This is a genomic window from Ancylobacter lacus (genome assembly GCF_018390635.1).
GTDB classification, from domain to species: domain Bacteria; phylum Pseudomonadota; class Alphaproteobacteria; order Rhizobiales; family Xanthobacteraceae; genus Ancylobacter; species Ancylobacter lacus.
Genome location: NZ_JAHBGE010000051.1, coordinates 65,322 through 91,455, shown reverse-complemented (window position 1 = coordinate 91,455; position 26,134 = coordinate 65,322). Strand labels below are relative to the sequence as shown.

At 66.5% G+C, this 26,134-nt stretch carries 22 protein-coding genes; 3 read left to right on the top strand and 19 right to left on the bottom strand.

Annotated elements, in window-relative coordinates; genetic code table 11:
* Nucleotides 1–14 precede the first annotated feature (14 nt).
* From KHC27_RS22125 to KHC27_RS13105, 11 genes are all read right to left on the bottom strand, one after another.
* Nucleotides 15–1,316, bottom strand: coding sequence for a septal ring lytic transglycosylase RlpA family protein (locus KHC27_RS22125; RefSeq protein WP_213339831.1), 1,302 nt, complete (start codon nt 1,314–1,316; stop codon nt 15–17).
* 280 nt (nt 1,317–1,596) lie between these two features.
* Entirely contained in the window at nt 1,597–3,201 is a 1,605-nt protein-coding gene (locus KHC27_RS13150; protein WP_213339830.1) for an FGGY-family carbohydrate kinase, read from the bottom strand.
* 1 nt (nt 3,202) lies between these two features.
* Nucleotides 3,203–3,931: an SDR family oxidoreductase gene (locus KHC27_RS13145; protein ID WP_213339829.1), complete on the bottom strand. Its 729-nt coding sequence runs from the start codon at nt 3,929–3,931 to the stop codon at nt 3,203–3,205.
* A gap of 129 nt (nt 3,932–4,060) precedes the next feature.
* Nucleotides 4,061–5,101, bottom strand: a complete 1,041-nt coding sequence (locus KHC27_RS13140) for an NAD(P)-dependent alcohol dehydrogenase (protein WP_213339828.1) — start codon at nt 5,099–5,101, stop codon at nt 4,061–4,063.
* A 36-nt stretch (nt 5,102–5,137) separates the two neighbouring features.
* Nucleotides 5,138–6,220: an ABC transporter ATP-binding protein gene (locus KHC27_RS13135; protein ID WP_213339827.1), complete on the bottom strand. Its 1,083-nt coding sequence runs from the start codon at nt 6,218–6,220 to the stop codon at nt 5,138–5,140.
* Between the two features lie 66 nt (nt 6,221–6,286).
* On the bottom strand, nt 6,287–7,261 hold the full coding sequence (locus KHC27_RS13130; protein ID WP_213339826.1) for a sugar-binding transcriptional regulator: 975 nt from the start codon (nt 7,259–7,261) through the stop codon (nt 6,287–6,289).
* Between the two features lie 9 nt (nt 7,262–7,270).
* Nucleotides 7,271–8,182: a sugar phosphate isomerase/epimerase family protein gene (locus KHC27_RS13125; RefSeq protein ID WP_213339825.1), complete on the bottom strand. Its 912-nt coding sequence runs from the start codon at nt 8,180–8,182 to the stop codon at nt 7,271–7,273.
* Nucleotides 8,179–8,994: a carbohydrate ABC transporter permease gene (locus KHC27_RS13120; protein ID WP_213339824.1), complete on the bottom strand. Its 816-nt coding sequence runs from the start codon at nt 8,992–8,994 to the stop codon at nt 8,179–8,181. Before KHC27_RS13120 ends, KHC27_RS13125 begins: the two co-directional genes overlap by 4 nt.
* A complete protein-coding gene (locus tag KHC27_RS13115; RefSeq protein WP_213339823.1) occupies nt 8,994–9,896 on the bottom strand; it encodes a carbohydrate ABC transporter permease in 903 nt (300 codons plus the stop codon). Before KHC27_RS13115 ends, KHC27_RS13120 begins: the two co-directional genes overlap by 1 nt.
* Nucleotides 9,897–9,990: 94 nt before the next feature.
* Nucleotides 9,991–10,545 carry an SIS domain-containing protein gene (locus KHC27_RS13110; RefSeq protein WP_213339822.1) on the bottom strand — a complete coding sequence of 185 codons (555 nt, stop codon included), beginning with the start codon at nt 10,543–10,545 and terminating at the stop codon, nt 9,991–9,993.
* A gap of 119 nt (nt 10,546–10,664) precedes the next feature.
* Entirely contained in the window at nt 10,665–12,014 is a 1,350-nt protein-coding gene (locus KHC27_RS13105) for an ABC transporter substrate-binding protein (RefSeq protein ID WP_213339821.1), read from the bottom strand.
* Nucleotides 12,015–12,339: 325 nt separating this feature from the next.
* Between KHC27_RS13105 and KHC27_RS13100 the strand changes: the two genes are divergently transcribed.
* On the top strand, nt 12,340–13,140 hold the full coding sequence (locus KHC27_RS13100; RefSeq protein ID WP_213339820.1) for an inositol monophosphatase family protein: 801 nt from the start codon (nt 12,340–12,342) through the stop codon (nt 13,138–13,140).
* A gap of 55 nt (nt 13,141–13,195) precedes the next feature.
* Here the strand turns inward: KHC27_RS13100 and KHC27_RS13095 are convergent, their stop codons facing one another.
* The 7 genes from KHC27_RS13095 to KHC27_RS13065 all read right to left on the bottom strand — a co-directional run bounded on the left by KHC27_RS13095 (nt 13,196) and on the right by KHC27_RS13065 (nt 20,798).
* Nucleotides 13,196–15,184 (bottom strand): ABC transporter permease, encoded by a 1,989-nt coding sequence (locus KHC27_RS13095; RefSeq protein ID WP_213339819.1) that lies wholly within the window; start codon nt 15,182–15,184, stop codon nt 13,196–13,198.
* Nucleotides 15,181–16,260: a quaternary amine ABC transporter ATP-binding protein gene (locus tag KHC27_RS13090; RefSeq protein ID WP_213339946.1), complete on the bottom strand. Its 1,080-nt coding sequence runs from the start codon at nt 16,258–16,260 to the stop codon at nt 15,181–15,183. Before KHC27_RS13090 ends, KHC27_RS13095 begins: the two co-directional genes overlap by 4 nt.
* A gap of 105 nt (nt 16,261–16,365) precedes the next feature.
* Nucleotides 16,366–17,301 carry an ABC transporter substrate-binding protein gene (locus KHC27_RS13085; RefSeq protein WP_425514879.1) on the bottom strand — a complete coding sequence of 312 codons (936 nt, stop codon included), beginning with the start codon at nt 17,299–17,301 and terminating at the stop codon, nt 16,366–16,368.
* Between the two features lie 135 nt (nt 17,302–17,436).
* A complete protein-coding gene (locus tag KHC27_RS13080) occupies nt 17,437–18,039 on the bottom strand; it encodes a helix-turn-helix domain-containing protein (RefSeq protein WP_246519913.1) in 603 nt (200 codons plus the stop codon).
* Between the two features lie 125 nt (nt 18,040–18,164).
* On the bottom strand, nt 18,165–19,232 hold the full coding sequence (locus KHC27_RS13075; protein WP_213339816.1) for a heme-dependent oxidative N-demethylase family protein: 1,068 nt from the start codon (nt 19,230–19,232) through the stop codon (nt 18,165–18,167).
* Nucleotides 19,233–19,248: 16 nt separating this feature from the next.
* Nucleotides 19,249–20,199: a PDR/VanB family oxidoreductase gene (locus KHC27_RS13070; protein ID WP_213339815.1), complete on the bottom strand. Its 951-nt coding sequence runs from the start codon at nt 20,197–20,199 to the stop codon at nt 19,249–19,251.
* Nucleotides 20,196–20,798: a dimethylamine monooxygenase subunit DmmA family protein gene (locus tag KHC27_RS13065; protein ID WP_213339814.1), complete on the bottom strand. Its 603-nt coding sequence runs from the start codon at nt 20,796–20,798 to the stop codon at nt 20,196–20,198. Before KHC27_RS13065 ends, KHC27_RS13070 begins: the two co-directional genes overlap by 4 nt.
* Before the next feature lie 300 nt (nt 20,799–21,098).
* Between KHC27_RS13065 and KHC27_RS13060 the strand changes: the two genes are divergently transcribed.
* Complete coding sequence (locus KHC27_RS13060; RefSeq protein WP_213339813.1) at nt 21,099–22,457, top strand: flavin-containing monooxygenase; 1,359 nt, start codon at nt 21,099–21,101, stop codon at nt 22,455–22,457.
* A 30-nt stretch (nt 22,458–22,487) separates the two neighbouring features.
* Entirely contained in the window at nt 22,488–24,749 is a 2,262-nt protein-coding gene (locus KHC27_RS13055; protein WP_213339812.1) for a DUF1989 domain-containing protein, read from the top strand.
* 96 nt (nt 24,750–24,845) lie between these two features.
* Here KHC27_RS13055 and KHC27_RS13050 read toward each other — a convergent pair whose 3' ends face one another.
* On the bottom strand, nt 24,846–25,973 hold the full coding sequence (locus KHC27_RS13050; protein WP_213339811.1) for an aminomethyltransferase family protein: 1,128 nt from the start codon (nt 25,971–25,973) through the stop codon (nt 24,846–24,848).
* Nucleotides 25,974–26,134 lie beyond the last annotated feature (161 nt).

The window sequence follows — 26,134 nt, the reverse complement described above, 5'->3', positions numbered from 1 at the left end:
GCGCGGCATCCGCCTCAATACAGCCCGGAACCCGAGCCGGCCGGTGTCAGAACGCCCGACGCCGGGGCATAGCCGGCAACGGGCTGCGGGCCGACAACCCAACCGGAGGCGGCAATGGAGGACGGACCGGGCACGGCCGATGGGCCTGCCGTCCTCGGCGCGGGCTTAGCCGCCGGCTTGGCGGCCGCCACGGCGGCGACCGGCTTCGCCGCTACGGGCGCAGGGCGTGGCACGGGGGCCAGACTCGCCAGGGCCGGCCCGCCGGTGGGACGGATGACCGGCTTTGCCGCGGCGGCTGCAGGCTTGGGCGTGGAGACCACGGGTGCCGAGACGGCGCGTGGCGCCGGAAGCGGCTCGGGAACGCTGGCCTGAGGCTCGACCTCGTCGACCCGCTGCACCATGGCGATACGCTGGACAGGCTGGGCGGGCGGGGCCACGGGGATATAGGTCTGGCGCGGCAGAGCCGTCTGGGGCGCGGCATCGGCCAGTTCCGGCCCACCAATGTCAAACGGCCTATCCGGCGGCGGCGGGGCGATGGAGGGCACGCGCATGGTCGACGGGCGGACGGGCATGGCGGCGTCGGCCGATGCGACCATAACCGCGGAATCCGACGGCATCGGCGCATCGCCGCCTTCACGGAGCGTCGCCACCAGCTTGCGATCGTCCGACCCATCAAGCGGGGCGAGGCCGACATACTCGACCTTCACTCGTGCCGTGCCCTTGTTGCGGAATGCAAGGAGCTCGGCGGTGCGACGGGAAACATCGAGCACGCGGTTGGGGTGATAGGGTCCGCGATCATTCACGCGGGCGATGATCGAGCGACGGTTGTCGAGGTTGGTGATGCGGACATAGGACGGCATCGGCAGCGTCGGGTGCGCCGCGGCGATGGAGTCCATGTCGAACACCTCGCCATTGGCGGTCAGGCGTCCGTGAAAGTCGTCGCCATACCAGGAGGCGAGGCCGACGGCTTTGTAATTCTTCGGATTTTCCTGCGGGACGTAGGTCTTGCCGGCGATCTGATAGGGCTTTCCGACGCGATAGGCTCCACCACCCTTCGGAATCGGGTCACCCGGCTTCACCACGCGCGGGCTGGCGGAGACGCCCCATTTCGGGTCGATGATGCTGGCGAATTTGTTGTTCGTGGTGCAGTTGGCAGCCATCAGGCCGACCCCCACGACAAGCGCGAGGCGGACGGCGCGGGACAGGCAGGCGGGGCGATTGCCCTTCGGGAACGAGGTTTCGACAACAGCACCGCCTTCGGCGGCACGTGTGCCGGGTGCGCTGCGCTCAATCTGCCGAGCCCGATGCTGCCCCATGCTCCCCCAACCATGTTTTGCGATCCGATGCCCGGCGCCTGTTTGCCGACGCTTGGGAGAGCAGGATCGCATACCCAACAAGACCGCTCGCGCGGCGTGCCCTTTATGACACAAAAGGCTGGCGATGTGGGGCGAAAGTACGGCACATGCCATTCATGGTTAACGCGGCCTTGCCGACGTTACGTCATGCGCGCTCGGGGGTGGAGGCCGAACCTAGGTCAATCGGCATGGATCGTCGACGGCGCCGCCTTCGCGCCGCGCGCAATTCCCGCAATTCACCTCAGCCGCGGAGGTCGCGATACGCGGCCTGCAGCGTTTCGAACGCCTTGAACCGTCGCTCGTGCCAGCCACGCGTGGCGTCGTTGGCGACATAGGTGACTTCGATCTCGGACATGGCGGACATGGCCTCCTCGAAGCCGGCGAAGCGTCCGGCCGCCACGGCACCGAGCACGGCGGAACCCAGCAGCACCGGCTCAGGCGACGTCGTCGCGGCGACGGTGACGCCTGCGGCGTCGGCGAGCACCTGCCGCACCAGCGGGCTCTGTCCCGCCCCGCCGCTGACGATGATGGTATCGGTCTTCGCACCCTTGGCATGCTGAGCTTCAAGGATCTGCCGGAGACCGTAGCCGATGCCCGCAAGACCGGCCATGTAGAGACCGACGAGGCTGTCGACACCCTCATCCATGCCGAGGCCCGCCACAATGCCGCGGGCATTGTGATCGGCGAAGGGAGCGCGGTTGCCGAGGAATTCGGGGACCACGTGCAGCGTGCCGACCAGATTGGCGATGGCCGCCGCGCCGCCCGCCTGCTCGGCACGTTCGGCGAGCCACATGCTGAGGTTCTGGCCGGCCTCGCGCGCCATCTCGCCAGCCTTATGGGCGGCAGGATGGAGGCGCACGAGACGGTCGATGGCGGCGCCCGCTGCGGACTGGCCTCCTTCATTCAGCCAGAGGCCCGGCACCATGGCCGAGAAATAGGGTCCCCACACGCCCGGGATGAACGCGGGGTCTGCCGTCGTCAGCAGCGTGCAGGCGGAGGTGCCGAACACATAGGCCATGCGGTTGAGCGCGCCGCCCTCCCCGCCCCGCGCCCCGACCGTTCCAATTCCGCCCGCATGCGCGTCGATGAGACCGGCAGCGACCGGCGTGCCGGCGACCAGACCCAGTTCGGCGGCCGCACCTTCCGACAGCCCCTGCCCCAAGGGCGTGCCGGCGGCAACGATCTCCGTGCCGATCCGACGGAACTGCTCGTCAGCCAGAGCGCCGAGGCCGATCGCGCGGAAATAGGCCTCATCCCACCGCTTCTCATGGGCGAGATAGGTCCATTTGCAGGTCACCGTGCAGACCGAGCGCGCGAGGCTGCCGGTCGCCTTCCAGGTCAGGAAGTCGGCGAGATCAAAGAACTGCCAGGCCTTCCCGAACGTCTCGGGCAGTTCCTCGCTGAGCCAGAGCAGCTTGGGCGTCTCCATCTCGGGCGAGATGATGCCGCCGACATAATCCAGCACCGGGCTGCCGAGACGGTTGATGCGATCGGCCTGGCCGGTGGCGCGGTGGTCCATCCACACGATGACGTCGCGTTGTGGGTCGCCGTGCCGGCCGACCGGCAGAGTCTCGCCCCCCTCCCCGCAAACGACCAGCGAACACGTCGCGTCGAAGCCGATGCCGGCAATGTCCGATGGCGCCACCCCAGCCCGTGCGGTTGCCTCGCGCAGGCTGGCGCAGACGGCAGACCAGATGTCGGCGCTGGACTGCTCGGCGATGTCGCCCGGCTCCTTCCACATCCGTATGTCGCGCTTGGCAGCAGCGAGCAGATTGCCGGCGGCGTCGAAGATGCCGGCGCGCACGCTGCCTGTCCCGACGTCGATTCCGGCAAAGCACTCGGTCATGTCAGAGGTCCGTTCCGTTCGGCAGGATCACGAGATCGCGGATGGTCACATTACGGGGACGGGTAAGCATGAAGATGACGGAGTCCGCAACCTCCTTCGGCTCCATCAGGGCGCCGGCCGCCAGCGCCTCGTCGAGCTTCGCCTGCGGCCAGTCCTTGATGAGCGCGGTGACGACGGGACCGGGCAGCACCGCCCCGACCCGCACGCCATGCTTGGCCACCTGTCGACGAACAGTATGGACGAAGGCCTGCACTGCGAATTTGGAGGCAGTGTAGACCGGCTCCCACACCACCGGCACGACACCGGCGATCGAGCTGGTGAAGATGACGTCGCCGGTGCCGCGTTCCACCATGTGCGGCAGGACCGCCTGCACGGTGCGGAACGCCGCGTTGACGTTGAGGTTGAGAACCCGGTCCCAGACGTCGGGATCGGCGGTGAGGACATCGCCGCCGATATAGGCGCCGGCATTGGCGTGGAAGATGTCGAGCTGGCCGCAGCGCGACAGGATCGACGGCACCATGGTGGCGACGCTGGCCGGATCGGCGAGGTCGATCACCAGCGGCACGGCACGCTCGCCGAGCTCCCTGCAGATCGTCTCCAGCGTGTCCGCCGCTCGGTCGACCAGCACCACACGGGCGCCTTCGCCGATCATCGCACGGGCGCATTCGAGACCAATGCCCGACGCCGCACCGGTAACAGCGGCCACCTTCCCTGCGAGCCTGCTTTCCATCTCAGTCCTCGATAGATTGTTTCAAGGGCGCCCGGCGGGGCCACCGTCATTCGGGATCAAGGTCCCTGTCCCGAATCCCAAGGGCGGCCCGCCGAAGGGCGGGCCGGGGATGTCGTCGGCTGGGCGACCTCAGTCGCGCAGGCGGATCTGCAGCTTGACGTCGTCGGGCAGGCCCTTGGCGGCCCGATCGAACGCGGCGATGCTCTCGGCAAAGTCGAAGGTGCCGGAGATGAGCGGCTTCAGGTCGACCTTGCCGGAGGCGATCAGATTGACCGCCCGGTCGAAATTATTGGCGTAGCGGAACACGGTCTCGATGCGGGCCTCCTTGATGATCGAGGCCGGCACGTCGAAATTCACCCGCTCGACGGGAAGTCCGACCAGAACCAGCGTGCCGCCCGGCCGCATCAGATCGAAAAGCCCGTCATAGGCGCGCGGGCTGCCGCTCGCCTCGAAGATCACGTCCGCGCCCCAGCCGTCGGTTTCCCGGGAGATGACCTCGGCCAGCGGCTGCTGGGTGATGTTCACCGGGTGGATGCCCGGGTACTGGCCCGCAATGGCGAGCTTGGGGGCGCTGAGGTCCGAGATGTAGACCCGGGCGCAGCCACCCGCGAGGGCGGCCAGCGCGGTCATGATGCCGATCGGGCCGCAGCCGATCACCACCGCCACATCGCCGGGCGTGATCCGCGCCCGGGTCGCGGCCTGGAGGCCCACAGCGAAGGGCTCCACCATCGCGCCTTCGGCGAAGGAGACGTTGTCGGGGATCTTGTAGGTGAACGCCGCGGGATGGACGACTTCGGGGGTCAGAACGCCGTGCACCGGCGGCGTCGCCCAGAACCGGACGTCGGGATCGACATTGTAGATGCCGAGCTTGGTGGCGCGCGAGTTCATGTTGGGAACGCCCGGCTCCATGCAAACCCGGTCTCCCACGGCGAGGCTCTTCACCTGCGATCCCACCGCGACGACCGTGCCGGCGGCCTCATGGCCCAGCACCATCGGCTCGCGCACCACGAAGGAACCGATGGCGCCATGGGTGTAGTAATGGACGTCGCTGCCGCAGACGCCCACCGTATGGATGGCGATCTTAACGTCATCGGGGCCGACCTCCAGCGGAAGATCGATGTCCCTTAGGGCGAGTTCGCCCTTTTTCTCGAGCACGAGGGCTTGAACCATGGCGATGTCCTGTTGAACTGCGGTTCCCGGCTTCGCTCAGAGGGCGATGCCGGCGGCGTCGAAGAGGTAGATGTGCTTGGGAGAGATGCCGGCTTTCACGGTGTCACCCGCATCGAGGGCCGGACGCCCCGGCGTGACGATGATGACGGGCTCGCCCTCACCGCGGGCGTAAAGCTGGGTGGAGCCGCCGAGATTCTCCGCGAAGTCGAGCGTCAGCGACAGCACCGGCGCGCTCGACCCGATCTCGAGATGCTCGGGGCGGAGGCCGACGATGACGGTGTCGCCGACCTTCACCTTCCCGGCCGACGGGGTATCGACCACCAGCCGGCCGCCGACGAACGTCACATGATCCAGCACCAGCGAGCCGGGGCCGGCGGCACTCACGGTGGCGTTGATGAAGTTCATCTTCGGCGAGCCGATGAAGCCGGCGACGAAGGTGTTGGCCGGACGGTCGTAGAGCTCGGTCGGCGAGCCGATCTGCTCCACAAGGCCGGCCCGCAGCACCACGATACGGTCCGCCAGGGTCATCGCTTCCACCTGGTCATGGGTCACGTAGACCATGGTGGCGCCGAGGCTGCGGTGCAGCTTCGCGATCTCGACCCGCATCTGGGAGCGAAGCTCGGCGTCGAGGTTGGACAGCGGCTCGTCGAACAGGAAGATCTTGGGGTGCCGGACGATGGAGCGACCGATGGCGACACGCTGGCGCTGGCCACCGGAAAGCGCACGCGGCTTGCGCTCGAGCAGGGGCTCCAGCTGCAGGATGCGGGCCGCTTCGGCCACCCGGGTGCGGATCTCGTTCTCCGGCATCTTCGCCATACGCAGGCCGAAGGCCATGTTCTCGAACACGCTCATGTGGGGGTAGAGCGCATAGGACTGGAAGACCATCGAGACCTCGCGCTTGGCCGGCTCCTCGTAGGTCACGTCCTTGTCGTCGATGCGCAGCTGCCCTTCGCTGACGTCTTCCAGCCCCGCGATCATCCGAAGCAGGGTGGACTTGCCGCAGCCGGAGGGGCCGACGAACACGACAAACTCGCCCTTCGCGGCCGAGAAGGTCACGCCCTTGATGACGGAGACGTCACCGAAGTTCTTCTTGATGCTGTCCAGGCGCAGAAAGGTCATCGGCTCAAACTCCAGAAGTCAGCGGCCCGATGGTCCGGGCCTGCCCGCGCGGGGTCGCATTGGTCATCATCGCGCCAGCAGGGCCGCGGCGCAGGTTTCATCGGTCACGAGGCGCTTGGCATAGCCAGCCTGAAGGATCGCTCCGACGATCGGCACTTTGTGCAGACCGCCGGAAGCGAGGATGGGAAAACGAACGGACTTCAGCTCATGCGGCGCCAGCGACAGCACGCGCTCGTTGAGAGGGTGGTCCACCGGCGCGCCTTCCGCATTCAGGAAGACGCCGAGGAGGTCGCCGACCGCTCCCGCCGCGCGCAGCCCGTCGATGTTCTCGGACACGGTCTGGGTCTGCACCAGCAGCGAGCGGTTCGTCATGTCGCCGCAGGACACCAGCGCCACATCGACGGCGCGCGCCCGGCGCATCGTCTCGCCGATGCCATGGTGGGACAGCATCAGCGCAAGGCCCTCTGGCGTCGGCAGGTAGAGCGGCGCGGCGAGATAGTAGCACTCGGCCGAGAGCGCCCGGGCGTAGCCGGTCGCAACCTCGAAGGTGCTGGAACCCGACCCACGGGTAAGTCCGCCCATCACCGAGGTGACCCAGCAATCCGAAAGCGGCCGCGGCGTGATCCGCTTCAGCCCCGCCGTCAGTGTCTTGCCCCAGCCCACTCCGATGCCCATGCCGTTCTCGAGCAGCCGCTCCAGCATGGCGCCGGCGGCGTCTCCGATCACGCGCTGCTGGTCGGTTTCATCCGCCAGGCTCGGCACGACGCAGGCCTCCTCCAGCCCATATCGCGCCGTCAGCCGCTGCTCCAGATCGACGCAATCGGCCATCGGCAGCCGGATGTCGATCACGACCGAGCCATCCGCACGGACCTGGCCTAGGATCTTGTTGATGCGCAGCCGGGTCAGCCCGAGCTGGTCGGCGATGTCCTGCTGGGTGAGGCCGCCGACGAAATACAGCCACGCAACCCGTGCGCGCGTCTGCGCCGCCTCGATTTCCTGAGGTGACGACAGCCTGCCCGTATCGCGTCCGGCCATGTTCATGCTGTTCCCCTAACCGAAGGCCCGCCGGAGGGTATTCATGGAATCCTCCAGCGCCTTCAGGATCGACGCACTGTCGTGTTCGAAGGGATAAAACACTTCAAGAAAGACCGGCGAGGGTGCCACACCGCTGCGGCGCAGAAGGGCCGCCGCCGCGACGGGATCGACCGCGCCGGGAACCGTGAAGTCCCAGTGCCGGTCGAGGGCGAAGTCGGTCTGCTGGATGTGGACGGCGGTGATCACGTCCGCCAGCTCGACCAGCCAGCGTTCCATCTCCGCTTCCGGCTCCGGGTAGAGCGGCCGGAAGGTACCGTGGCCCCAGTCGACGCACAGCCGCCACGGCACCGCGCTGCCGCCGAGGTCCGCCATCATCCGCCGGGCCTGCGGGATCGTCCACGGCCATTCCCGCCGAAGCGGCGTAGGCTCGACATAGAGCTCGCTCAGCCCGAGCCCCCTCGCCTGCTCCGCCAGCCGCAACATCCGGCCGACCAGCTCCTCATAGTCGGCTTCGTCAAGCGCATCGGCCTCCGACCCGTCGGCGCGCGCCGCCACGGCGCCCAGCGGACCGCCGACGCGGGTGATGCCCGCCGCGGCGGCAAAGCGATAGGCCCGGACCAGCCAGTTCTCGGCATAGTCACGCACGGCGGGATCGGGATGCAGAAGCTGGTTAAAGGTGTAATGCGCCAGCCCGATGAAGGCGCTGTGAATGGCGATGCCGTGGGCAGCCGCCTGCCGGCGGATGACAGCGGCGTGGCGCTCCACGACGGCATCCGGCCACATCGGATCGACGAGGTCCAGCGAGAACTGGACGAGATCGAGCCCCAGCCGCTCGCGGACCAGCGGTGCCCAGAGCTCGGGCGTCACCCAGCGTTTCGTGCAGAAGCCGAGATTGATGCCGAGCGGAATGGCGACGGGCGCGCTCATTTCGTCGCCCCCATCGTCAGGCCGCGCACCATATGCCGGGAGACCAGCAGCGCGAAGATCGTGACCGGCAGAACGATGACGGTGCCCGCAGCCATGATCTTGCCCCAGGGCAGCTCATAGCCCGACATGAAGCTGGTGGCGACGACCGGGGCGGTCTGCGCGGCTCGCCGCGTCAGGACAAGGGCATAGAGCAGTTCGTTCCAGGAAAAGATGAAGGAGAAGATCGCGGACACAGCGATACCCGGCGCGGCGAGCGGCAGGTAGATCTTGCGGAAGATGGTGAACTGGTCGGCGCCGTCCAGCCGGGCGGCCTGCTCGAGGTCAGCGGGAATGGACTTGAACTGATCGGTGCAGATCCACACCACAATGGGCAGGTTGAAGGTGAGGTAGATCAGGATCAGCACGATATGGGTGTCGAGCAGGTTCGCCTGCATCGCCAGCAGATAGACCGGCAGCGCCAGCACGATCGGGCTCGTCATCCGGTTGGAGATGAACCAGAACCAGAGGTCGGACTTGCCGCGGAACTCATAGCGCGCCAGCGCGAAGGCTGCCGGGGCACCGAGCAGCACCGCCAGTGCGGTCGTCGCCGTCGCGATCAGCAGCGAATTGCCGATGGCGCCGATGACCTTCGAATCCGCGAAGATTTCCTGATAGTTCTGCAAGGTCGGGGTGAAGAACCACACTGGCGGCGTGGCGAGGATATCCGCCTGCGTCTTGAAGCTCGCCGCGACCATCCAGAAGAACGGGAACAGCGTGAAGACGACCACCACGGCGAGGCCGAGGGCGTGGAACAGCTTGCCGGAGACGCGCATCAGTGGACCTCCCGGTAGAGCAGGCGGATGTAGAGCCGGCTGATGATGATGGTGATGACGAGCAGCAGCAGCGCCTGCGCCGAGGCGGTGCCGAGGTCGAAGATGCGGAAGCCGACACGCTGGATGTAGATCGAGATGAGGTCCGTCGCCGAGCCGGGCCCGCCCCGGGTCATCACGAACACCATGTCGAACAGCTTCAGCACGTCGGCCGAACGCAGGATCATGATCGAGGTGAGCCCCGGCATGAGGTAGGGGAGCTGGACGTAGCGCAGCAGGGCCAGCTTCGAGGACGTTTCCAGCCGCGCGGCTTCCTCGATCTCACCCGGCACCATCGACAGCCCGGCGAGGAAAATGAGGGCGCAGAACGGCGTCCACTGCCACACATCCATGATGACGATGGCGGCGAAGGCTCCGGCGGGCGTGCCGAGCCAGTCGATCGGGGCAATGCCCATGAGGTCGAGGAACTGGTTGGCGACACCGAACTCGCGGTTGAAGATCAGGCGGCCGATGAGCCCGACCACGGCATAGGTGGTCGCGAGCGGCACGACCAGCGTGACCCGCGCCAGCGACTTGAGCATGCCCATGCCCGGCTTGTGCAGCAGCAGCGCGATGGCGAGGCCGAGGACGATCTGGATCGGCAGGACGCTGAGATAGAACTGGGCGGTCAGGAAAAGCGACGACCAGAAGGTGCTGTCGGTCAGCACCGTCACATAGTTCTCGAGGCCGACGAAGGGAAAGCCGTCGCGGGGACGCGTGATGTTGTAGCGCCGGAAGGACGTGACGAGCGCGAAAAGCGTGGGATAGATGCCGATCAGGAAAAGCGTCAGGACGGCAGGTGCCAGGAACCACGCCGGCGTCCAGCGGCCGTAGCCTCGATTGGGTTTCGCGGGGGATGCGCTCATGGGCATGCGTCCTGGCGTTGAAACGTGGGAAGGCGGCTTGGGTACCGCCGATCCCCGCGGGCTGCGGCGGTACGGCGCGTCATGGCGCCGCCGGCTATTCGAGATTGGTGTGGTTGGCGCGCATCGCGGCCGGCGTGACCGCCAGCCTGTCGCGCAGCGCCAGGATCAGCACCTCGAACAGGACATAAAGCGCCCCTTCATAGAGCGAGCCCATCGGCAGCACCGAGGTCGCGGCATCGCCCTGGTCGCGTGCCATGGTCTGCGCGGGAACCACGAGGACGCTGTCGGCCAGCCGTGCGGCGGCGCCCGTGGGCTCCGCGGTCACCAGCAACGTGCGCGCCCCGGCCCGCCGCGCCTCGCCCATGAGGGCGGAGACGGTGGAGAAATCGCCCGGCCCGGCGGAAACGACGAGAAGGTCACCCTCGCCCACCGGCGGCGTGGTCATGTCGCCGACCACGGCGGCCTGCAGGCCGAGATGGTACAGCCGCATCGCCAGCCCCTTGATCTGGAGCCCTTCGCGGCCGACGCCATAAAGCGCGATGCGACGTGCCGAGGCTATGGCCTCGACCGCACCCGCGAACTGGGCGGCATCAACCTGATCGAGGCAGCGCCGAATCTCGTCCAGAGCCTGGCCGAAGAGAAGGGACATGTCGGTGGACCCGGATAAGCGGAACGAGAGAAACGGGGGCGGGCGCCGGCGCGTGGGAGATCCGGCGCCCGCCGGAAGCCGGCCCCTCCGCACCGAGATGCGGGAGAGCCGGCATCAACTCACTGGAGGAGCTTCTTCTTGCCGTCGTAATAGCCTTCCTTGCCGAGGATCTGCTCCATGCGGGTGCCGATCTCCTTGGAGCCGGCCTCGACGGAGACTTCGCCGAGCATCATCTTGGAGCCCCATTCGGCGACGATCTCGGAAATGGCCGGCCACGCCGGGAAGCGCGGACGATATTCCGGCACGCCGGCCTGCCAGGAGGCGACCATCGGCTCGACGAACTTGTACTTCGCGCGGATCGCCGGGTCGTTATACACCGCCATGCGGCCGGAGACGCCGCCGGCCTCGACATAGGACTTCGCGATCTCTTCCGACGTCGCCCACTGGATGAAGAGCCAGGTGGCCTTCTGCTGCTCGGGCGAGGCCTGCGAGGCGACGGCGAGCGAGAAGCCGCCGAGCGCCGGCAGGCGGCCGGCCGGACCGGCCGGTTCCGGCGCCACGGCAAGGCAGTCGCCGAGCTTGGAGGTCGCGGGATCGGCAAGGGTGCCGTAGAAGGCAGACCACTCGGTGATCATCGCCACCTGGCCCTGCGCCAGGGCGTTGACGGCCTCGGCGTGGTCGAAGCTGACATCGCCGGGCGGCATGTACTTCATGAGATCCTGACGGAAGTTCAGGCCCGTCTGGCTGCCCTCGCTCATCAGGTTGGACTTGAAGTCCTTGTTGAGCAGGGAGCCACCGAACGGCCACAGGAAGCGCATGAAGCTGTCGGCCGACTGGGTCTCGCCACGGCGGGACTGGAGGGCATAGGCGAACTGGTTCTTGGAAGCGTCGGTGAGCTTGGGTCCGTAGACGTCCTTCAGCTCGGCCCAGGTCGCAGGCGGCTTGTCGAAGCCGGCTTCCTTCAGCTTGCAGGAATTATAGAACAGCAGGCCGGAATAGTTGTCGAAAGGCAGTCCGTAGGTGGTGCCGCCCCACGAGCCGAACGCCTTGAGCAGCAGCGGGAAGAACCCGTCGAGCTTCAGGTTCGGGTCGGTGACGGCCTTGTCCTTGGCGAGTTCGTCGACGGGAACCAGCCAGCCGTTCTCGGCGAACTCGCCGATCCACACCAGATCGACCAGCGCCATGGTGAGGTCGCCGCGCGAGGTGAAGTTCAGCACTTCCTTCTCACGGGCGTTCTCATAGGGAACGATCTCGTAATTGACCTTGATCCCGGTCTTTTTCTCGAACTCGGGCAGCAGCTTGATGATCGCGCGGTAGCCGGGGCGATCAAGGAAGATGCCACTGATCTCGGTGCCCTTAAGCGGCTTGGCGGCGGTCTCCAGCCAATCCGCGAAGGCCGCCACGGGCATGGCCGCGGTCGCGACCGCGATGGCGGCGACGCTGGCGCAGATTCTCAATGCACGCTTCATTTCATTCCTCCTTGGGAATGGCGCAGCGCCCCTGTGCTCGGGCGAGGCCGTCATCTGGACGGCTCAGCTGGCCGTCTTCTCGCAATTGGCGGTTGGACCGCACCTACAGACCGACCGCGCTCCCCGCCGTGGCAGCAGCGCACCTTCGCCGCAGGGCAAACCCAAGGCGTCGGCGAACTTCCAAAAGGAAGCCCGATCAATGAGTTGGAGAACGCGTCCGTCGCGTCACGGGAGAAAGCGATACATTTGTAATTCCGAATATGCAATAGCATGCCCGTCAAACATGTGGTTTCTTTGTGTGAACGTTGTGAGGGAGGAAAGGCCGATGGCCACAGAGTCAGCCGATGCGAATGCGCTGGGCGAGCGTCAGGCCTTCGCGGAAAAGCTGGCGAAATCGGCGGGCAACAAGGCCCGCTCCTTCTTCCTCCGCCGTGATTCCCTCACCACCGAGCTGAAATCCTCGTCGCAGGACCTGGTCAGCGAGGCGGACCGGACGGTGGAGGCGTGGCTGCGCCGGCAGATTCTCCGTGCCTTCCCTGACGACGGAATCGTCGGGGAGGAGGACGCGACGGTGCAGGGGCGCTCGGGTTTCGACTGGGTGGTCGATCCGATCGACGGCACGATGCCGTTTCTCGTCGGGCAGCCGAACTGGACGGTCTCGATCGGCCTCGCCTATCGGGGGGAGCCGGTCGTCGGAGCGATTTACGCGCCGGTCCTGCGGGAACTCTACAGCGCCCGCCACGGTGGCGGCGCCTCGCTGAACGGCCGCGCCCTCGCCGTAAATCAGGACTGGGGTATCGATTCCACAACCGTCGGCTTTGGCGCGACTCAGAAGGCCGGAGCGCGGGAGGTCGGCGCCTTCGTCGAAGCGCTGTACCGGGAGGGTGGCGTGCTGTTCCGCGTCGGCTCAGGGGCACTGATGCTCGCCTATGTCGCCTCCAACCGGCTGGCGGGCTACTACGACCCCATGCTGTGTTGCTGGGACTGCTGGGCCGGAATCGTCCTGATTCGGGAGGCGGGAGGCGAGGTGACCTTTGACGGTGACCTTGCCCGCCCCGGCGCAATCTGGGCCGGGAACGCACGGGTTCACGCCGATCTGCGGCGGCTGAGCGCCGCCAGCACCTAAGACCGAGTTTGTGCCGGCCGCCCTCGGAAGGGCGGCGACACCCCTGCCCCTTTCGTCAAAGCCCCATGCGCGTGCGCCGTGCGGCGACCCAGCGGCCGATCATCCGGTCCGCGAGAATGCCGAGAAAGGCGATCGCAAGTCCGGCTGACAGGCCCTTGCCGGGGTCCGCCTGGGAGATGGCCACCTGAATCTGCTTGCCGAGATCGTTGGTGCCGACGAAGGACGAGACCACCAGCATCGACAGCGCCATCATGATCACCTGGTTCACGCCAAGCATGATTTCCGGCATCGCGTAGGGCAATTCGACCTTGGCGAGCCTCTGCGTGCCGGTGCAGCCCGCCATCGTTCCGGCCTCCTGCAGGCTCGGCGGCACGCGTCTCAGGCCGTGGTCGGTGTAACGGATCGCCGGGACCATGGCATAGAGCACGATGGCGACCAGCGCCGAGACGTCGCCGATGCGGAACAGCATCACCACGGGCAGGAGATAGACGAAGGATGGCAGGGTCTGGAGCGTGTCGCACATCGCGCCGAGCGCGTTGTGCATGCGCTCGGAACGGCTGCCGAGGAAGCCGAGCGGCAGGCCGATCAGCGTGGCGATGACAACGGAGATCGAGCACAGATAGACCGTGGTCATGCCGCGCTCCCAAAGCCCCGCCACCGGAATGAACGCCATCAGCGCGGTCATGCCGGTGGCGAAGCGCCAGCCGCCCAGCGACCAGGCGCCGCCCCACACCAGCGCGAGCAGCCCGACCCAGGGAAAGCCGACCATGAAGGTCTTCATCGGAACGAGGATGTAGATCAGCAGGAAGGTCCGCAGTGCGTCGGCGGTGGAGAAGAGGTGGATGTTGACCCAGCTCACCACGTCCGACCACATGTTGCCCGTGGAAATGCGCAACTCGGCAGGCAGTTGTTCCAGCGCGGGGATGGCGAAGGACAGCAGGGTGAAGCCGATCAGCAGCGCGAAGCCGGCGCCCACCAGATACCGCCGTCGGCGGGCCTCGGCGCCATGGACCGGCCGCAGCTCGACCATGGCACGGCTCATCCGGTCGAGCACAATGGCCAGCGCGACCACGGCAAGTCCCGCCTCGAGGCCCTTGCCGAGGCCATTGGCCTGGCGCAGGGCGTTCAGCACGTCGAAGCCGAGGCCGCCGGCGCCGATCATGGCGGCGATGATGATCATGTTGAGGGTCAGCATGATCACCTGGTTGACGCCCACCAGAAGATCGTCGCGCGCCGAGGGGATGAGCACCTTCCACAGCGTCTGACGGGGGATGCAGCCCGTCATGCGTGCGAGCTCGTCCAGTTCCGGCGGCACCCGCTTCAGCGCCATCATGGTGACGCGGACCATTGGCGGCATGGCGTAGAGAATCGTGGCCAGCATGCCGGAGACCGGGCCGACGCCAACGAGGAAGACCAGCGGCACCAGATAGGCGAAGGTGGGGATGGTCTGCATGAAATCGAGCGCCGCCACCACCGCGCCTTCGAGGCGCGGCAGGCGAAAGGCGAGGATGCCGAGCGCGATGCCCCCGCCCACGCCGGTCAGCACGGCAAGGATCACCTGGGACAGCGTGACCATCGCGCTGTCCCACTGGCCAAAGACGAGGATGTAGCCGAAGCCGACAAAGCCGAGCACCGCAAGGCGCAGCCCGCCCAGCATGTAGCTCCAGATCGTCACGGCGGCGATGATGCCGGCCCAGGAGAGCCGGGGAATGTGAAAGGCGCCGGGTTCGTCGCCGAAGGTGATGCCGGAGGAAAACAGCGCCTTCGGCACGTCCAGCGCATAGCCGAACAGGCCGGAGACGAAGCGCGTCATATCCTTGAAAGTGAACAGCCCGAAGGAAAGGTCGCGGGCCAGCCAGTAGAGAAATGCCTTCAGCCAGTCGCTGATCGGCACGATCCACCGGGCCGGGTAGGTCTTGGCCCAGCCGAAGGTCTCCGGAGCGGCATAGGGCACCAGAATGGCCAGCGCCACCAGCCCGGTCACGATCCAGCCGGCCGGCACGCGCAGGCCCGGCCGGCTTTGCTGCAACGCGATCTCGCTCACTGGCCGCCCCCGACCAGATTGGCGATGACCGTCGCCCTGTCGAGCTTGCCGACGAGGGTGCCTTCGGCATCCACCACCGCGGCGGGCAGCTCCGATCCGAGCACGGCTTCCGCCACCTCGGCCACCAGGGCGCGGGCGGCGACGACCGGGCCGAGGGCCTCGCCGGGCACGGCCGGAACGCAGACCCCGCCCGCCGACAGCACCTTGGCGCGGGAGACATGGCCGGTGAAGGCCGACACGTAGTCCGACGCCGGGGTGAGCACCAGTTCCTCCGCGGTGCCGACCTGGATGATGACGCCGTCCTTCATGATCGCGATGCGGTCGCCAAGACGGATCGCCTCGTCGAAATCATGGGTGATGAAGACAATGGTCTTGGAGAGCATGCGCTGAAGACGCAGGAACTCGTTCTGCATCTCGTGGCGGATGAGCGGGTCCAGCGCGGAGAACGGCTCGTCGAGGAACCAGAGCGCCGGTTCGACCGCCAGCGAGCGGGCGATGCCGACCCGCTGCTGCTGGCCGCCGGAAAGCTCGCGCGGGTAATGCCCCGCCCGCTCGCCAAGGCCGACAAGCTCGATCACCTTGCGGGCGCGCGCCTCCCTCTCCTCCTTGGGCAGGCCCTGCACCTCCAGAGGAAAGGCGACATTGCCGAGCACGGTGCGGTGCGGCAGCAGCGCGAAGTTCTGGAACACCATGCCCATCTTGTGGCGGCGCAGCTGGATCAGCTCGCCGGGTGTCATGCGAAGCAGGTTCTGGTGCTCATAGAACACCGAGCCGGCGGTCGGCTCCACCAGCCGGGAAAGACAGCGCACCAGCGTCGACTTCCCGGAGCCGGAGAGGCCCATGATGATGAAGATCTCGCCCTGCCGGATTTCCAGCGTCGCATCGCGTACCGCGGCGAACAGCCCGGCGGCATGGATGTCGGCCGGCGTCGGCTCCGGGTTCTCCCGGAGGAAGGCGTCGGCATTGGCGCCGTACACCTTCCAGAGGTTGCGGCAGATCAGGGCCGGCGGCGCGTCGCTGGCGGCACGCACCTTCGCGGGCGGAACGGTCGGCGATACGGGCGCAAGCGAAGCCATGGCCATGCGGCGGCCCCTTCATCTCTCGTTGCCTTGGGGAGGGATGCCGCCGCCCGAGGGCGGCGGCATCGGTCCGGCGCGGTTGCGCCGATCGGCGTTAGGGGCTCAGTACTCGCCCTTGTGCTTCTCGACATAGGTCGCGACGACCTCGTCGAGGTTCTTGCCGTCCACGTCGACGTCCTTCACCATCAGGTTCAGTTCACCGCCGTCGACCTTGAACTTCTTCAGCACCTCATAAGCGGCCGGCCACTTTTTCTTGGTATCGGCCGAGGTGTACTTGAAGATTTCGCCGTGCGGCTTGCCGCAGTCATAGGCCTTGTCGGGGTTCACACCCCACTTGGGATCGGTGTAGCAGGCCGGCTCATATTCCGGGAACTGGACCCATTCGCCCTGGAAGACCGAGGGCACCCAGTGCGGGGAATAGACCCACAGCATGATTGGCGCCTTGCGCTCATAGGCGGACTTCAGTTCGGCGAACATCGCCGACTCCGTCCCGGCGTCGACCGCGACGAACGGCAGACCCAGCGCCTCGATACGCTCGGGGTCATGCCCGCCCCAGGTCGCTTCCATACCGAGATAGCGGCCCTTGGGCGCGGTCTCGGGCGCGGAGAAGGCCTCGCCGCACTTCAGCAGCGCGTGCCAGTCCGGCAGGCCCGGGCACTTCTCCTTCATATAGAGCGGATACCACCACTCCTCCTTGGCGGCAGGGCCGAGCGGGCCGAGATTCTCGGTCTTGCCGGTGGCGTCCGAGGCCTTCATCGCGTCGCCCGCCGTGGTGGCCCACAGCTCCGACATGAAGGTGACGTCGCCATTCTCCATGGCGGTAAGGCCGGTGAGGTAATCGATCGTGACGTACTCGACCTTGTAGCCCTTCTGCTTCAGCAACTCGCCCGCGATGTGCGAGGTGATGTGCTGCCCGGTCCAGTCGTGGAGCGCGATGATGATCGGCTCCTTGGATTCCTGGGCCTGTGCGCCGGCTATCGGCAGTGCGCCGAGCATGCCGCACACGGCAAGAGTTTTGATGAAATGTTGAACGCGCATCATGTCGTTTCCCTCGGATGGTTCTCTGGAGGCACGCGTCGCGGGTGAGTGTCCTTTGAGGAACATCTCTTTCTTCACAGGCAAATTATAGGCCAAGGCAACGGTCTGCCGATCATCCGGAGGCGACGGGAGTCGTCAGTCCCGGGGGTAGGCGATGATCGACAGGTAGGTCATGGGCACGCTGATCAGTTCCTCCGGCCCGTGCTGGGCCGAGGCATCGAAGAACAGCGTATCGCCAGGCTCGAGATGGTAGACCTTGTCGGCGTGGCGATAGCCGACCGAACCGGTCAGCATGTAGATCAGCTCGACTCCGGCATGACAGAACGCCGAGTAGGGCACCGCGTCGGCGGCGAGCGTGATGAGGAACGGCTCGATGGCGACATCCGCATTGAGCGAATGTCCCAGCAATTCGTAGAGATGGCCGGATTTGGTGCCCCGGCGCTCGATGACGACCCCCTGCCCCGCCTTGACGAAGGAGCAGTCGCGCCGGTCGTCATAGCCGGCGAAGAGCGAGGAGATCGGCACGTTCAACGCCGAGGCGAGCGCCGTCAACGTCGCCAGCGACGAGGAAATCTGGCCGTTCTCGATCTTGGAGACCATGCCGGGCGAAATCTTCGCGGTCGCCGCCAGCTCGGCGCTGGTGATGTCGAGTTTCTTGCGGTGCTGCCGAATCTGGGCGCCGATCGCCTGTTCGATGGTCGGGCTGGCGATACGGGGCGCATTCGAGCCGGTCGACATCGGATCGTCCGCGCCGGGCGAAGCGCGGGCCGGTTCGGGCGCGGGCGAACGATCCGACCGCTCTCCGGCGTCGGCGACGGCCGCCGGACGGTTCAGGGTGCGCAGAGGCAGGCGCATGCGGGTCCTCAGCCCTTCGCCGGAAGGATGGACTGGCGGGGCGCCGTGCCCGTGGGCAGTGCCGCACCATCGTCGAAGGCGGAGAGGTAGGCAACGGCGAGCTCGCGATAGCGGGTCAAGCCCTTGTAGTCGGCGATGTCCGGGTGCAGGTCGCGCAGCACGCGGTGGAGCCGCTTGCCCCAGATCTCGACCCGGGCAAGGTCCTCGATACTGCAGAGGTAGCAACGTATGCCGAAAAGAATGGCATTCGAGCGGGGCAGACGGAACAGACTCTGCAGTTCGACCCGCAAATGTACTTTCCGCCCGACATTTTCTGCCGTCACCGTGGTGCGGTCAGGCCCCCATTGCGGATAATTCTCCGGGCTGGTGTCCAGACGGGGGTTGATCGTCATCGTCCAGTTCAGCCGCCGGACCGGCTGGCCGAACTGCAGGCGCAGCAGGAATTTCAGCGCACGGTCGAACACGCCCTTCTGGTGGGCCAGCGGCACGGGGCCGTGCCACTGGTGGAAGGTCATGCCGACATCGAAGTCGAGTGACCAGTCGGCCTGGGTCGTGACCATGCCGCCATCGATGAAGAGGTTGTCCTCGCGCTGGTCCTGCAGGGTGAAGTCGCCTTGGGCCTGCCGGGTGATGTATTCGAAAGGCGGCAGCGGCAGGGTGGAGGCGTCGCCGAAGGTGAAGCTGTCGCGAATGCCGAGCGGACGGTTCTCCCATGTCCATCGTGTGCCCTCGCGGGTCAGGCTGAACAGCTCGGGGTAGGACGTCGCAAAGCTCTCCATGATCAGCTCGAGCGTGTCCCACTGCGCCGCCATCATGTGGGGCAGTATCTTGCAGCGGCTGGGGTCCTGCTCCAGCACCCGGGCGCGCTCGGCGCATTCGGCGACGTAGTGCTCGTCGACGTCGAACGGATTGTCATAGGCCGGGCTCGGCCCGCCAGGCACATGCGGCTCGATGTTCACCGAGTACATGTAGGTGTCTTCCGGGAAGGGAAACGGAAAGCGCAGCACCGCCGCGTCGGAATTGGCGTAGCTGAAATCGTCGCGGAACGTCTCTTCCGGCTTGAACTGGATGGTCACGGCAGGCTCCGTCCGGTCAGAGGTCGAGTACGAGGCGAGGGGTCTGCGCGCGCGACACGCAGGTCATGATGAGGCGGTTGGACGCGCGCTCCTCGGCGTCGAGGAAGTGATCGCGATGCTCGGGAATGCCGTCCTGAACGGAGGTCACGCACTGCCCGCAAGCCCCGCCACGGCACAGGCACGGAGCCTCCACACCGGCGGCTTCGATCGCGTCGAGCAGGCTCGTCTCCGGTCCAACCATCACCTCGATGCCCGAGCGCTGCAGAACCGCGACGAACGCCTCGCCACCCTCTGCCGCCGCCCCGAAGGATTCGGCATGGAGCCGCACCGGGGGCCATCCCGTCGCCAGGGCCAGATCCTTCGCCGCTTCCATCAGCAAGGCGGGGCCGCAGGTATAGAAATGCGTGCCGAGCGGCTGGCACGCCAACGCCTGCGCGAGACCGGCAAGATCGGCATCGCAATGAATGTGCACGCGCGACGCGGGGTAGCGGGCGAGAAGCGCCGCGAACGCGCCGCGCTCGTCGGCCCGGCAGAAATGGTGCAGCTCCCACGGCGTGCCTTCGGCTTCGAAGGCGGCGATATAGGCGAGGAAAGGCGTGAGCCCGATGCCGCCGCTCACCATGAGGTGGCGCCGGGCGGTACGCACCACGGGAAAGAGGTTGGCCGGCAGTCCGGCCTCGATGACGTCGCCTTCCGACACCTCTTCGTGCAGGAAGGCGGAGCCGCCTTTCGACTGCGCGACACGCCGGACGATGACGGAAAGGTGGCTGCGATCCTCCGGGTTGGAGACCAGCGAATAGGCATTCTTCCGGGACCAGGCGCCCCGCCGCAGGAACAGCCGGACATGCGCGCCGGGGCCGGACGGCGGCACCAGCCCGCCGTCGGCCGCCTCGAAGGTGAAGGCCTTGAGGGTCGGCGACAGCGGCACCGCCGCGACGACCCGCAGGGCGAGAGCGGAGCCGGTCATGGGAAAATCTCCTCCGCCGGCGCGTATTCGCCCGGCGCCTCGGCATCGGCCTGCACGCCCATGAACGCGGCGTGGGTTCGGGAAAAATGATCGCGTACAACGAGATGGGCGCCGCAGCCTGAGCAGGCGGCGATGCTGGTGGTCACACCGGGCGTGATCGTCTTGCAGTGAACGCAGAAGACGTCGCGCCGCAGCGACCCGGCATGGGCGGTCTGGCACTCCGCGGCCTCCATCCCGGCCTCGCGGGCGAGGCGCGCCACGTTCCAGATGAAGCCCTCCTCCCCCACCGCATAGAGCCGCAAGCCGATGGTCTCGCGCGCCAGACGATGGGACAGCCGGTCAAGCAGGTGTGCCGACGCCCGGAAGGCCCGCTTCTCGACACGGCTGCCGCTGTCGGCACGCTCGACAGCCGGCCGTGCGTCGACGGCGCTGGTGGCGGCAACCACCCAATGGTCGATGGGAGCCGTCGCCGTCCCCAAGCCGTCGATCACCTCGTCCAGCGGCCGGGACATGTCGGCAATGACGAGATGCCGCCGGGCGGCACGGTCGAGGCGCAGACGCTCATAGACAGGTCGGCTCTTGATGTCCGAGACCAGCATGGCAAAGTCCGTGCAGATGCTTTGCAGGAAGCGTGGGCCGGGCGAAGGGGCCCGGCGGCGGCGACTTTCTTCTTGATAAATTGAAGTGTCCAGCAGGAAACTTAAGCCGTCAAGAGGCCGCCCTGCCCATTATTTGTGCGCGCCGCCAAAGCCGGCATCCCAAGCGAGCGAGTTCTCATCGGGAAACTAACTTGACAATTAAGAAATATCGTCGAGGCTTTCCCCAAGACCGGACAATCGCTCCTCATAGGATCGGGGGTAAGCCGGCCATCTTTCCATTGGGAACACGGGACCACTCACATGAGCATCCGCGTCGCCATCATCGGGGCTGGCCCGTCGGGCATGGCCATGCTGCGAGCCTTCCAGTCGGCTCAGAAGAAAGGGGCCGAGGTCCCGGAATTCGTCTGCTTCGAGAAGCAGTCTGACTGGGGCGGCATCTGGAACTATACATGGCGGACCGGTCTCGACCAGTATGGCGAGCCGGTCCACGGCTCCATGTACCGCTATCTCTGGTCCAACGGACCGAAGGAGTGCCTCGAGTTCTCCGACTACACCTTCGAGGAGCATTTCGGCCGGCCGATCCCGTCCTATCCCCCGCGCGCCGTGCTGCACGACTACATCATGGGGCGCGTCGAAAAGGCCGGTCTGAAACCGAGCGTTCGCTTCAATTCGCCGGTCCGCTGGGTGGAGTATTCCGAGGAAACCGGCACTTTCACCGTCACGGTAAAGGACCTGGTCAAGGACCAGCTTTATTCCGAAGTGTTCGACTATGTGGTGGTGGCCACCGGTCACTTCTCGACGCCGAACGTACCTTATTTCCCAGGCATCGAGATGTTCCCGGGCCGGGTCATGCATGCCCATGACTTCCGCGCTGCCGACGAGTTCGTCGGCAAGGACCTTCTGATCGTCGGCTCGTCCTATTCGGCCGAGGATATCGCCAGCCAGTGCTACAAGTATGGCGCCAAGTCGATCACCTTCAGCTACCGTACCCGCCGCTCCAACTTCAAGTGGCCGAGCTGCTTCACCGAGAAGCCCCTTCTGGAGAAACTGGACGGGCGCGTCGCCCATTTCGTCGACGGCACGGCGACGGAAGTGGATGCCGTCATCCTGTGCACCGGCTATCTCCACCATTACCCGTTCCTGCCGGACCACATGCGCCTGAAGAGCGCCAACCGGATGAACCCGCCCGATCTCTACAAGGGCGTGATGTGGGAAAAGAACCACAAGCTGTTCTATCTCGGCATGCAGGACCAGTATTACACCTTCAACATGTTCGATGCGCAGGCCTGGTACGTCCGCGACATCATCCTCGGCCGCATCGCGCTTCCGTCGGACGAGGCCATCGCCGCCGACATCGCGCGCTGGCTGGAGAAGGAGGGCGCCATCGAGACGGCGTTCGACGCCATCGACTTCCAGACCGACTACATGAAGGAACTGATCCCGGCGACCGACTACCCCATGTTCGATCTCGACGCCGTGGCCGCCCTGTTTAAGGTGTGGGAGCACGACAAGGAGCGCGACATCATGGGGTATCGCGACAATTCCTATACCTCGATCATGACCGGCAACCAGGCGCCGCCTCACCACACGAAGTGGCTGGAAGCGCTCGACGATTCCTTCGACGCCTTCATCAATCCGCCGGCGGTGGCCGCCGAATAGGCGGCTACGGGCACTACGGGGACAAGCGCCATGAACGTCCAGCTCGGCACCGTCGCTTCCACGGCCGCAAGACGGCTGCACCCGGCACGGCTGCGCCATGTCGCGCCGGGCGGCGGCTGGGTCGGCTTCGAGATGCGGCCGGGCGACACCGCCCATGTGGTCGACCCCGAAGGCGGCCAGCCCGGCGCCCTGTTTGTCGTGGGCCTCTCGGCCGCCGCGGACGGGCTGGTGCCGGGCGCCCTGCCCGCCACGGCGCCGCTGCCTCCTGCGGCGTCCGCCTTCCTGGGCGGGGAAGCGGAGGCCGTGAGCCTCTTCGGCACGGAAGGCGGCCCTGGCGCCAGCGTCTCCTTCACCGCGCCGGACCATCTGCGCTGCGTGCTGACGGCGCCGGGCGGCCCCATGGACCCCGGCTCGCAGGATGCCCCGACGGACCTGATCGTCGAGATCGTGCCGGCGCTGCCTTCCAGCGGGACCGTGCCGGCACCTTTGGCGCCGCCCAAGCTCGATCTGCGCATTCGCGCCGCGACAGCGGCGGCCTATGAGGTCAAGGCCGGCGACTACATCCAGATCATCGACGTGGACGGGCAGCAATGCTCGGATTTCCTCGCCTTCGACGCCGCCAAGCTCCGGGCCGGCCGCGAGAAGGGGCTGGACCCCACCACCACCCGGACGCTGATGGGGTCCGCCAATCCCGGACCCGGCCTGCACTCGAAATATTTTGACGAGGACCAGACCGCGCTGGTCGAGGTGATCCGTGACACGGTCGGCCGTCACGACACCTTCATGCTCGCCTGTACCGCCAAGTTCTACGAGGACATGGGTTATCCCGGGCACGACAACTGCTCGGACAATTTCAACCGGGCGCTCGCTCCCCATGGCATCGCGCCGCGGATGGGCTGGCCGGCGGTGAATTTCTTCTACAACACCTTCGTTTCACCGGGCGACCGCATCGGCATGGACGAGCCGTGGTCGCGCCCCGGCGATTATGTCCTGCTGCGGGCGCTGACCGACCTGCTCTGCGCCTCCTCCTCGTGTGCCGACGACATCGATGCCTCGAACGCCTGGCATCCCACCGACATCCATGTCCGCGTCTATGACGGCGCCAACCAGTTTTCCAGAGGGATCGCCCACCGCATGACGCCCGATTCCGCCCCGCGGCTGACGCGGGAAACCGGGTTCCACGCCCGCACCTCGGCGCTCACCCGCAGCTTCGTGGATTATCGCGGCTTCTGGCTGCCGGAATGCTTCTCCGCCGCCGGGCCTATCGAGGAATACTGGGCCTGCCGCGAGCGCGCGGTGGTGATGGACCTGTCCGCGCTCCGCAAGTTCGAGGTGCTGGGGCCGGATGCGGAAAAGCTGGTGCAGCTCGCCGTCACGCGCGACATCCGCAAGCTCAGCGTTGGGCAGGTGGTCTACACCGCGCTGTGCTACCCCCATGGCGGCATGCTCGACGACGGCACGGTGTTCCGGCTGGGCGAGAACAATTTCCGCCTCGTCTGCGGCGACGACTATTGTGGCGTCTGGCTGCGCCAGCTGGCGGCGGAGCACGGCCTCCACGCCTTCGTGAAGTCCTCCACCGATCAGCTTCACAATCTGGCGCTTCAGGGTCCGAAGTCGCGCGACATCCTGCGCGAGGTGCTCGTCACCCCGGCCCATCAACCCAGCGCCGACGAACTGAAGTGGTTCCGCTTCACCATAGGGCGGATTGCGGGCATTCCGGTGATGGTGTCGCGCACCGGCTATACCGGCGAGCTCGGCTATGAGATCTGGTGTCATCCGGACCGGGCCGTCGAGCTGTGGGACGCCGTGTTTGTCGCGGGCGCTGCGCACGGGCTGCAGCCCCTCGGGCTGCTGGCGCTCGACATGGTGCGGATCGAGGCCGGCCTCGCCTTTGCCGGCTACGAATTTTGCGACCAGACTGATCCTTTCGAGGCCGGGATCGGCTTCACCGTGCCGGAGAGCAAGCAGGACGATTTTGTCGGTCGGGAGGCTCTCACCCGCCGCCGCGCCCATCCCGCGCGCAAGCTGGTGGGGCTGGTGGTGGAGGGTAACGAGCCGGTCCATCACGGCGACCCGATCTACAGCGGCCGGGCGCAGATCGGCGTCGTCACCAGCGCCACCCGCTCCCCCTCGCTCGGCGGGATCGTGGCGCTGGCGCGACTGGACGTCAGCACGGCGGCCATGGGCGCCACGGTCGAGATCGGCAAGCTTGACGGACACGCCAAACGGATCGCGGCCAGCATCGCCGCTTTCCCGCATTACGACCCGACCAAGAGCCGGGTGCGGGCCTGAGGCCCCGCCCGTCCTACCCCTAGACCCGAATGCGAAAAGGCCGGGGCTTGCGCTCCGGCCTTTTCGTCACAGGGCCCCTGCCCTCCGGCGCGGCGGTCAGCCGCGCTCTTCGAGCGGATGGGTGCGCAGGCGCAGCGGGTCGTAGAACGGGGTCTTCACCAGCCGACCAATGAACCGGCCCTGCGGCCCCACCACCTCGAATTCGGTGCCGAAGGCGCCGAGTTCGGGAAGCACGTGAACCAGGGCGATCGAGCGCATGAGATGGCGGCTATAGATCGAGGAGTTGAGCGAGCCGACGTCCTTGCCTTCCTTGAACAGCCGCGCGCCGGGTTCGATCTGCTCGTGGTGATCGATCTCCATGCCGCGCTGGACGACGCGCACCTCCTCCTTGCGGCGGACCAGCGCGTCCTTGCCCCGGAAGGCCGGCTTGTCGAGGTCCACGGTCCACTCGGCGCCGACTTCCCACGGCGTCTCGTCGCCTTTCGGCATGTCGAAGGGGAAGAACAGGAGGCCGCCCTCGACCCGAACGATGTCGAGACTCTGCCACGACACCGCCATGGCTCCGAAGGGCTGGCCAACCTCAAGGATGGAGTCCCACAGGAACACAGCGTCAGCCGCGGTGCAGAACACCTCGTAGCCACGCTCGGCGGAATAGCCGCCCCGCGCCAGCGTCACCGGACGACCGAACAGCAGCGCCGGGGCATGTTCGAAATAGCGGAGGGAGCCGAGGTCGATGGAGGCGTGGGGGCTGAGAATGGCGAGTGCGGCCGGCCCCTGCAGGGAGAGCACGTGGGTGTCGGTGTCGTCCTCGACGACCACGTCGCGGCCGGCGGCGAATTCGGCAAGCACGTCCTCCAGCTTGCCCGAGCCATGCGAGAGGCGGAAATCGTGAGCCGCATTGCGGTAGACAAGCACGTCGTCGATCAGCGATCCCTCGTCATCGACGATGTTGCTGATGGCAGACTGGCCCGGCTTCAGCTTCTCGACATCCGAGGTGAGCACCTCGTTCAGCAGGGCCAACGCCTCGGGGCCGCGGACATTGACGAGGTTCAGCGAGGAGACGTCGATAAGCCCGGCCCGCGTGCGCACCGCCGCAACCTCGTCATATGGGTCAGTTGCGTAGAATTGCGGCAGGGGCATGCCGTTCCAGGAAGATTCGAACTTGGTGCCGAGCTGGACATGTCGTTCGTTGAGAATGGAATTGCGCGTGACTGCGGCGTTCATGTCGGCTGAACCTTCGTTTTACGAGGAGCGCGGCGAACAAAGGGTGGAATATCACTGGACGTAACGTCTCACGGGCGGGTCATAATCGGCCGCAGACGTCGAATGATGCGTCAAATGCTTGCATCCGCCCGAACTCGTGTCAACGAAATTTCTTGAAGAGA

What these genes read in the sequence shown, in the direction of transcription:
- KHC27_RS13150 (WP_213339830.1), bottom strand. Translation starts at nt 3,201, where the DNA reads ATGACCGAGTGCTTTGCCGGAATCGACGTCGGGACAGGCAGCGTGCGC.
- KHC27_RS13105 (WP_213339821.1), bottom strand. Translation starts at nt 12,014, where the DNA reads ATGAAGCGTGCATTGAGAATCTGCGCCAGCGTCGCCGCCATCGCGGTC.
- KHC27_RS22125 (WP_213339831.1), bottom strand. Translation starts at nt 1,316, where the DNA reads ATGGGGCAGCATCGGGCTCGGCAGATTGAGCGCAGCGCACCCGGCACA.
- KHC27_RS13140 (WP_213339828.1), bottom strand. Translation starts at nt 5,101, where the DNA reads ATGGTTCAAGCCCTCGTGCTCGAGAAAAAGGGCGAACTCGCCCTAAGG.
- KHC27_RS13050 (WP_213339811.1), bottom strand. Translation starts at nt 25,973, where the DNA reads ATGAACGCCGCAGTCACGCGCAATTCCATTCTCAACGAACGACATGTC.
- KHC27_RS13085 (WP_425514879.1), bottom strand. Translation starts at nt 17,301, where the DNA reads ATGCGCGTTCAACATTTCATCAAAACTCTTGCCGTGTGCGGCATGCTC.
- KHC27_RS13115 (WP_213339823.1), bottom strand. Translation starts at nt 9,896, where the DNA reads ATGAGCGCATCCCCCGCGAAACCCAATCGAGGCTACGGCCGCTGGACG.
- KHC27_RS13110 (WP_213339822.1), bottom strand. Translation starts at nt 10,545, where the DNA reads ATGTCCCTTCTCTTCGGCCAGGCTCTGGACGAGATTCGGCGCTGCCTC.
- KHC27_RS13060 (WP_213339813.1), top strand. Translation starts at nt 21,099, where the DNA reads ATGAGCATCCGCGTCGCCATCATCGGGGCTGGCCCGTCGGGCATGGCC.
- KHC27_RS13100 (WP_213339820.1), top strand. Translation starts at nt 12,340, where the DNA reads ATGGCCACAGAGTCAGCCGATGCGAATGCGCTGGGCGAGCGTCAGGCC.
- KHC27_RS13145 (WP_213339829.1), bottom strand. Translation starts at nt 3,931, where the DNA reads ATGGAAAGCAGGCTCGCAGGGAAGGTGGCCGCTGTTACCGGTGCGGCG.
- KHC27_RS13130 (WP_213339826.1), bottom strand. Translation starts at nt 7,261, where the DNA reads ATGAACATGGCCGGACGCGATACGGGCAGGCTGTCGTCACCTCAGGAA.
- KHC27_RS13090 (WP_213339946.1), bottom strand. Translation starts at nt 16,260, where the DNA reads ATGGCTTCGCTTGCGCCCGTATCGCCGACCGTTCCGCCCGCGAAGGTG.
- KHC27_RS13065 (WP_213339814.1), bottom strand. Translation starts at nt 20,798, where the DNA reads ATGCTGGTCTCGGACATCAAGAGCCGACCTGTCTATGAGCGTCTGCGC.
- KHC27_RS13055 (WP_213339812.1), top strand. Translation starts at nt 22,488, where the DNA reads ATGAACGTCCAGCTCGGCACCGTCGCTTCCACGGCCGCAAGACGGCTG.
- KHC27_RS13120 (WP_213339824.1), bottom strand. Translation starts at nt 8,994, where the DNA reads ATGCGCGTCTCCGGCAAGCTGTTCCACGCCCTCGGCCTCGCCGTGGTG.
- KHC27_RS13070 (WP_213339815.1), bottom strand. Translation starts at nt 20,199, where the DNA reads ATGACCGGCTCCGCTCTCGCCCTGCGGGTCGTCGCGGCGGTGCCGCTG.
- KHC27_RS13125 (WP_213339825.1), bottom strand. Translation starts at nt 8,182, where the DNA reads ATGAGCGCGCCCGTCGCCATTCCGCTCGGCATCAATCTCGGCTTCTGC.
- KHC27_RS13135 (WP_213339827.1), bottom strand. Translation starts at nt 6,220, where the DNA reads ATGACCTTTCTGCGCCTGGACAGCATCAAGAAGAACTTCGGTGACGTC.
- KHC27_RS13080 (WP_246519913.1), bottom strand. Translation starts at nt 18,039, where the DNA reads ATGTCGACCGGCTCGAATGCGCCCCGTATCGCCAGCCCGACCATCGAA.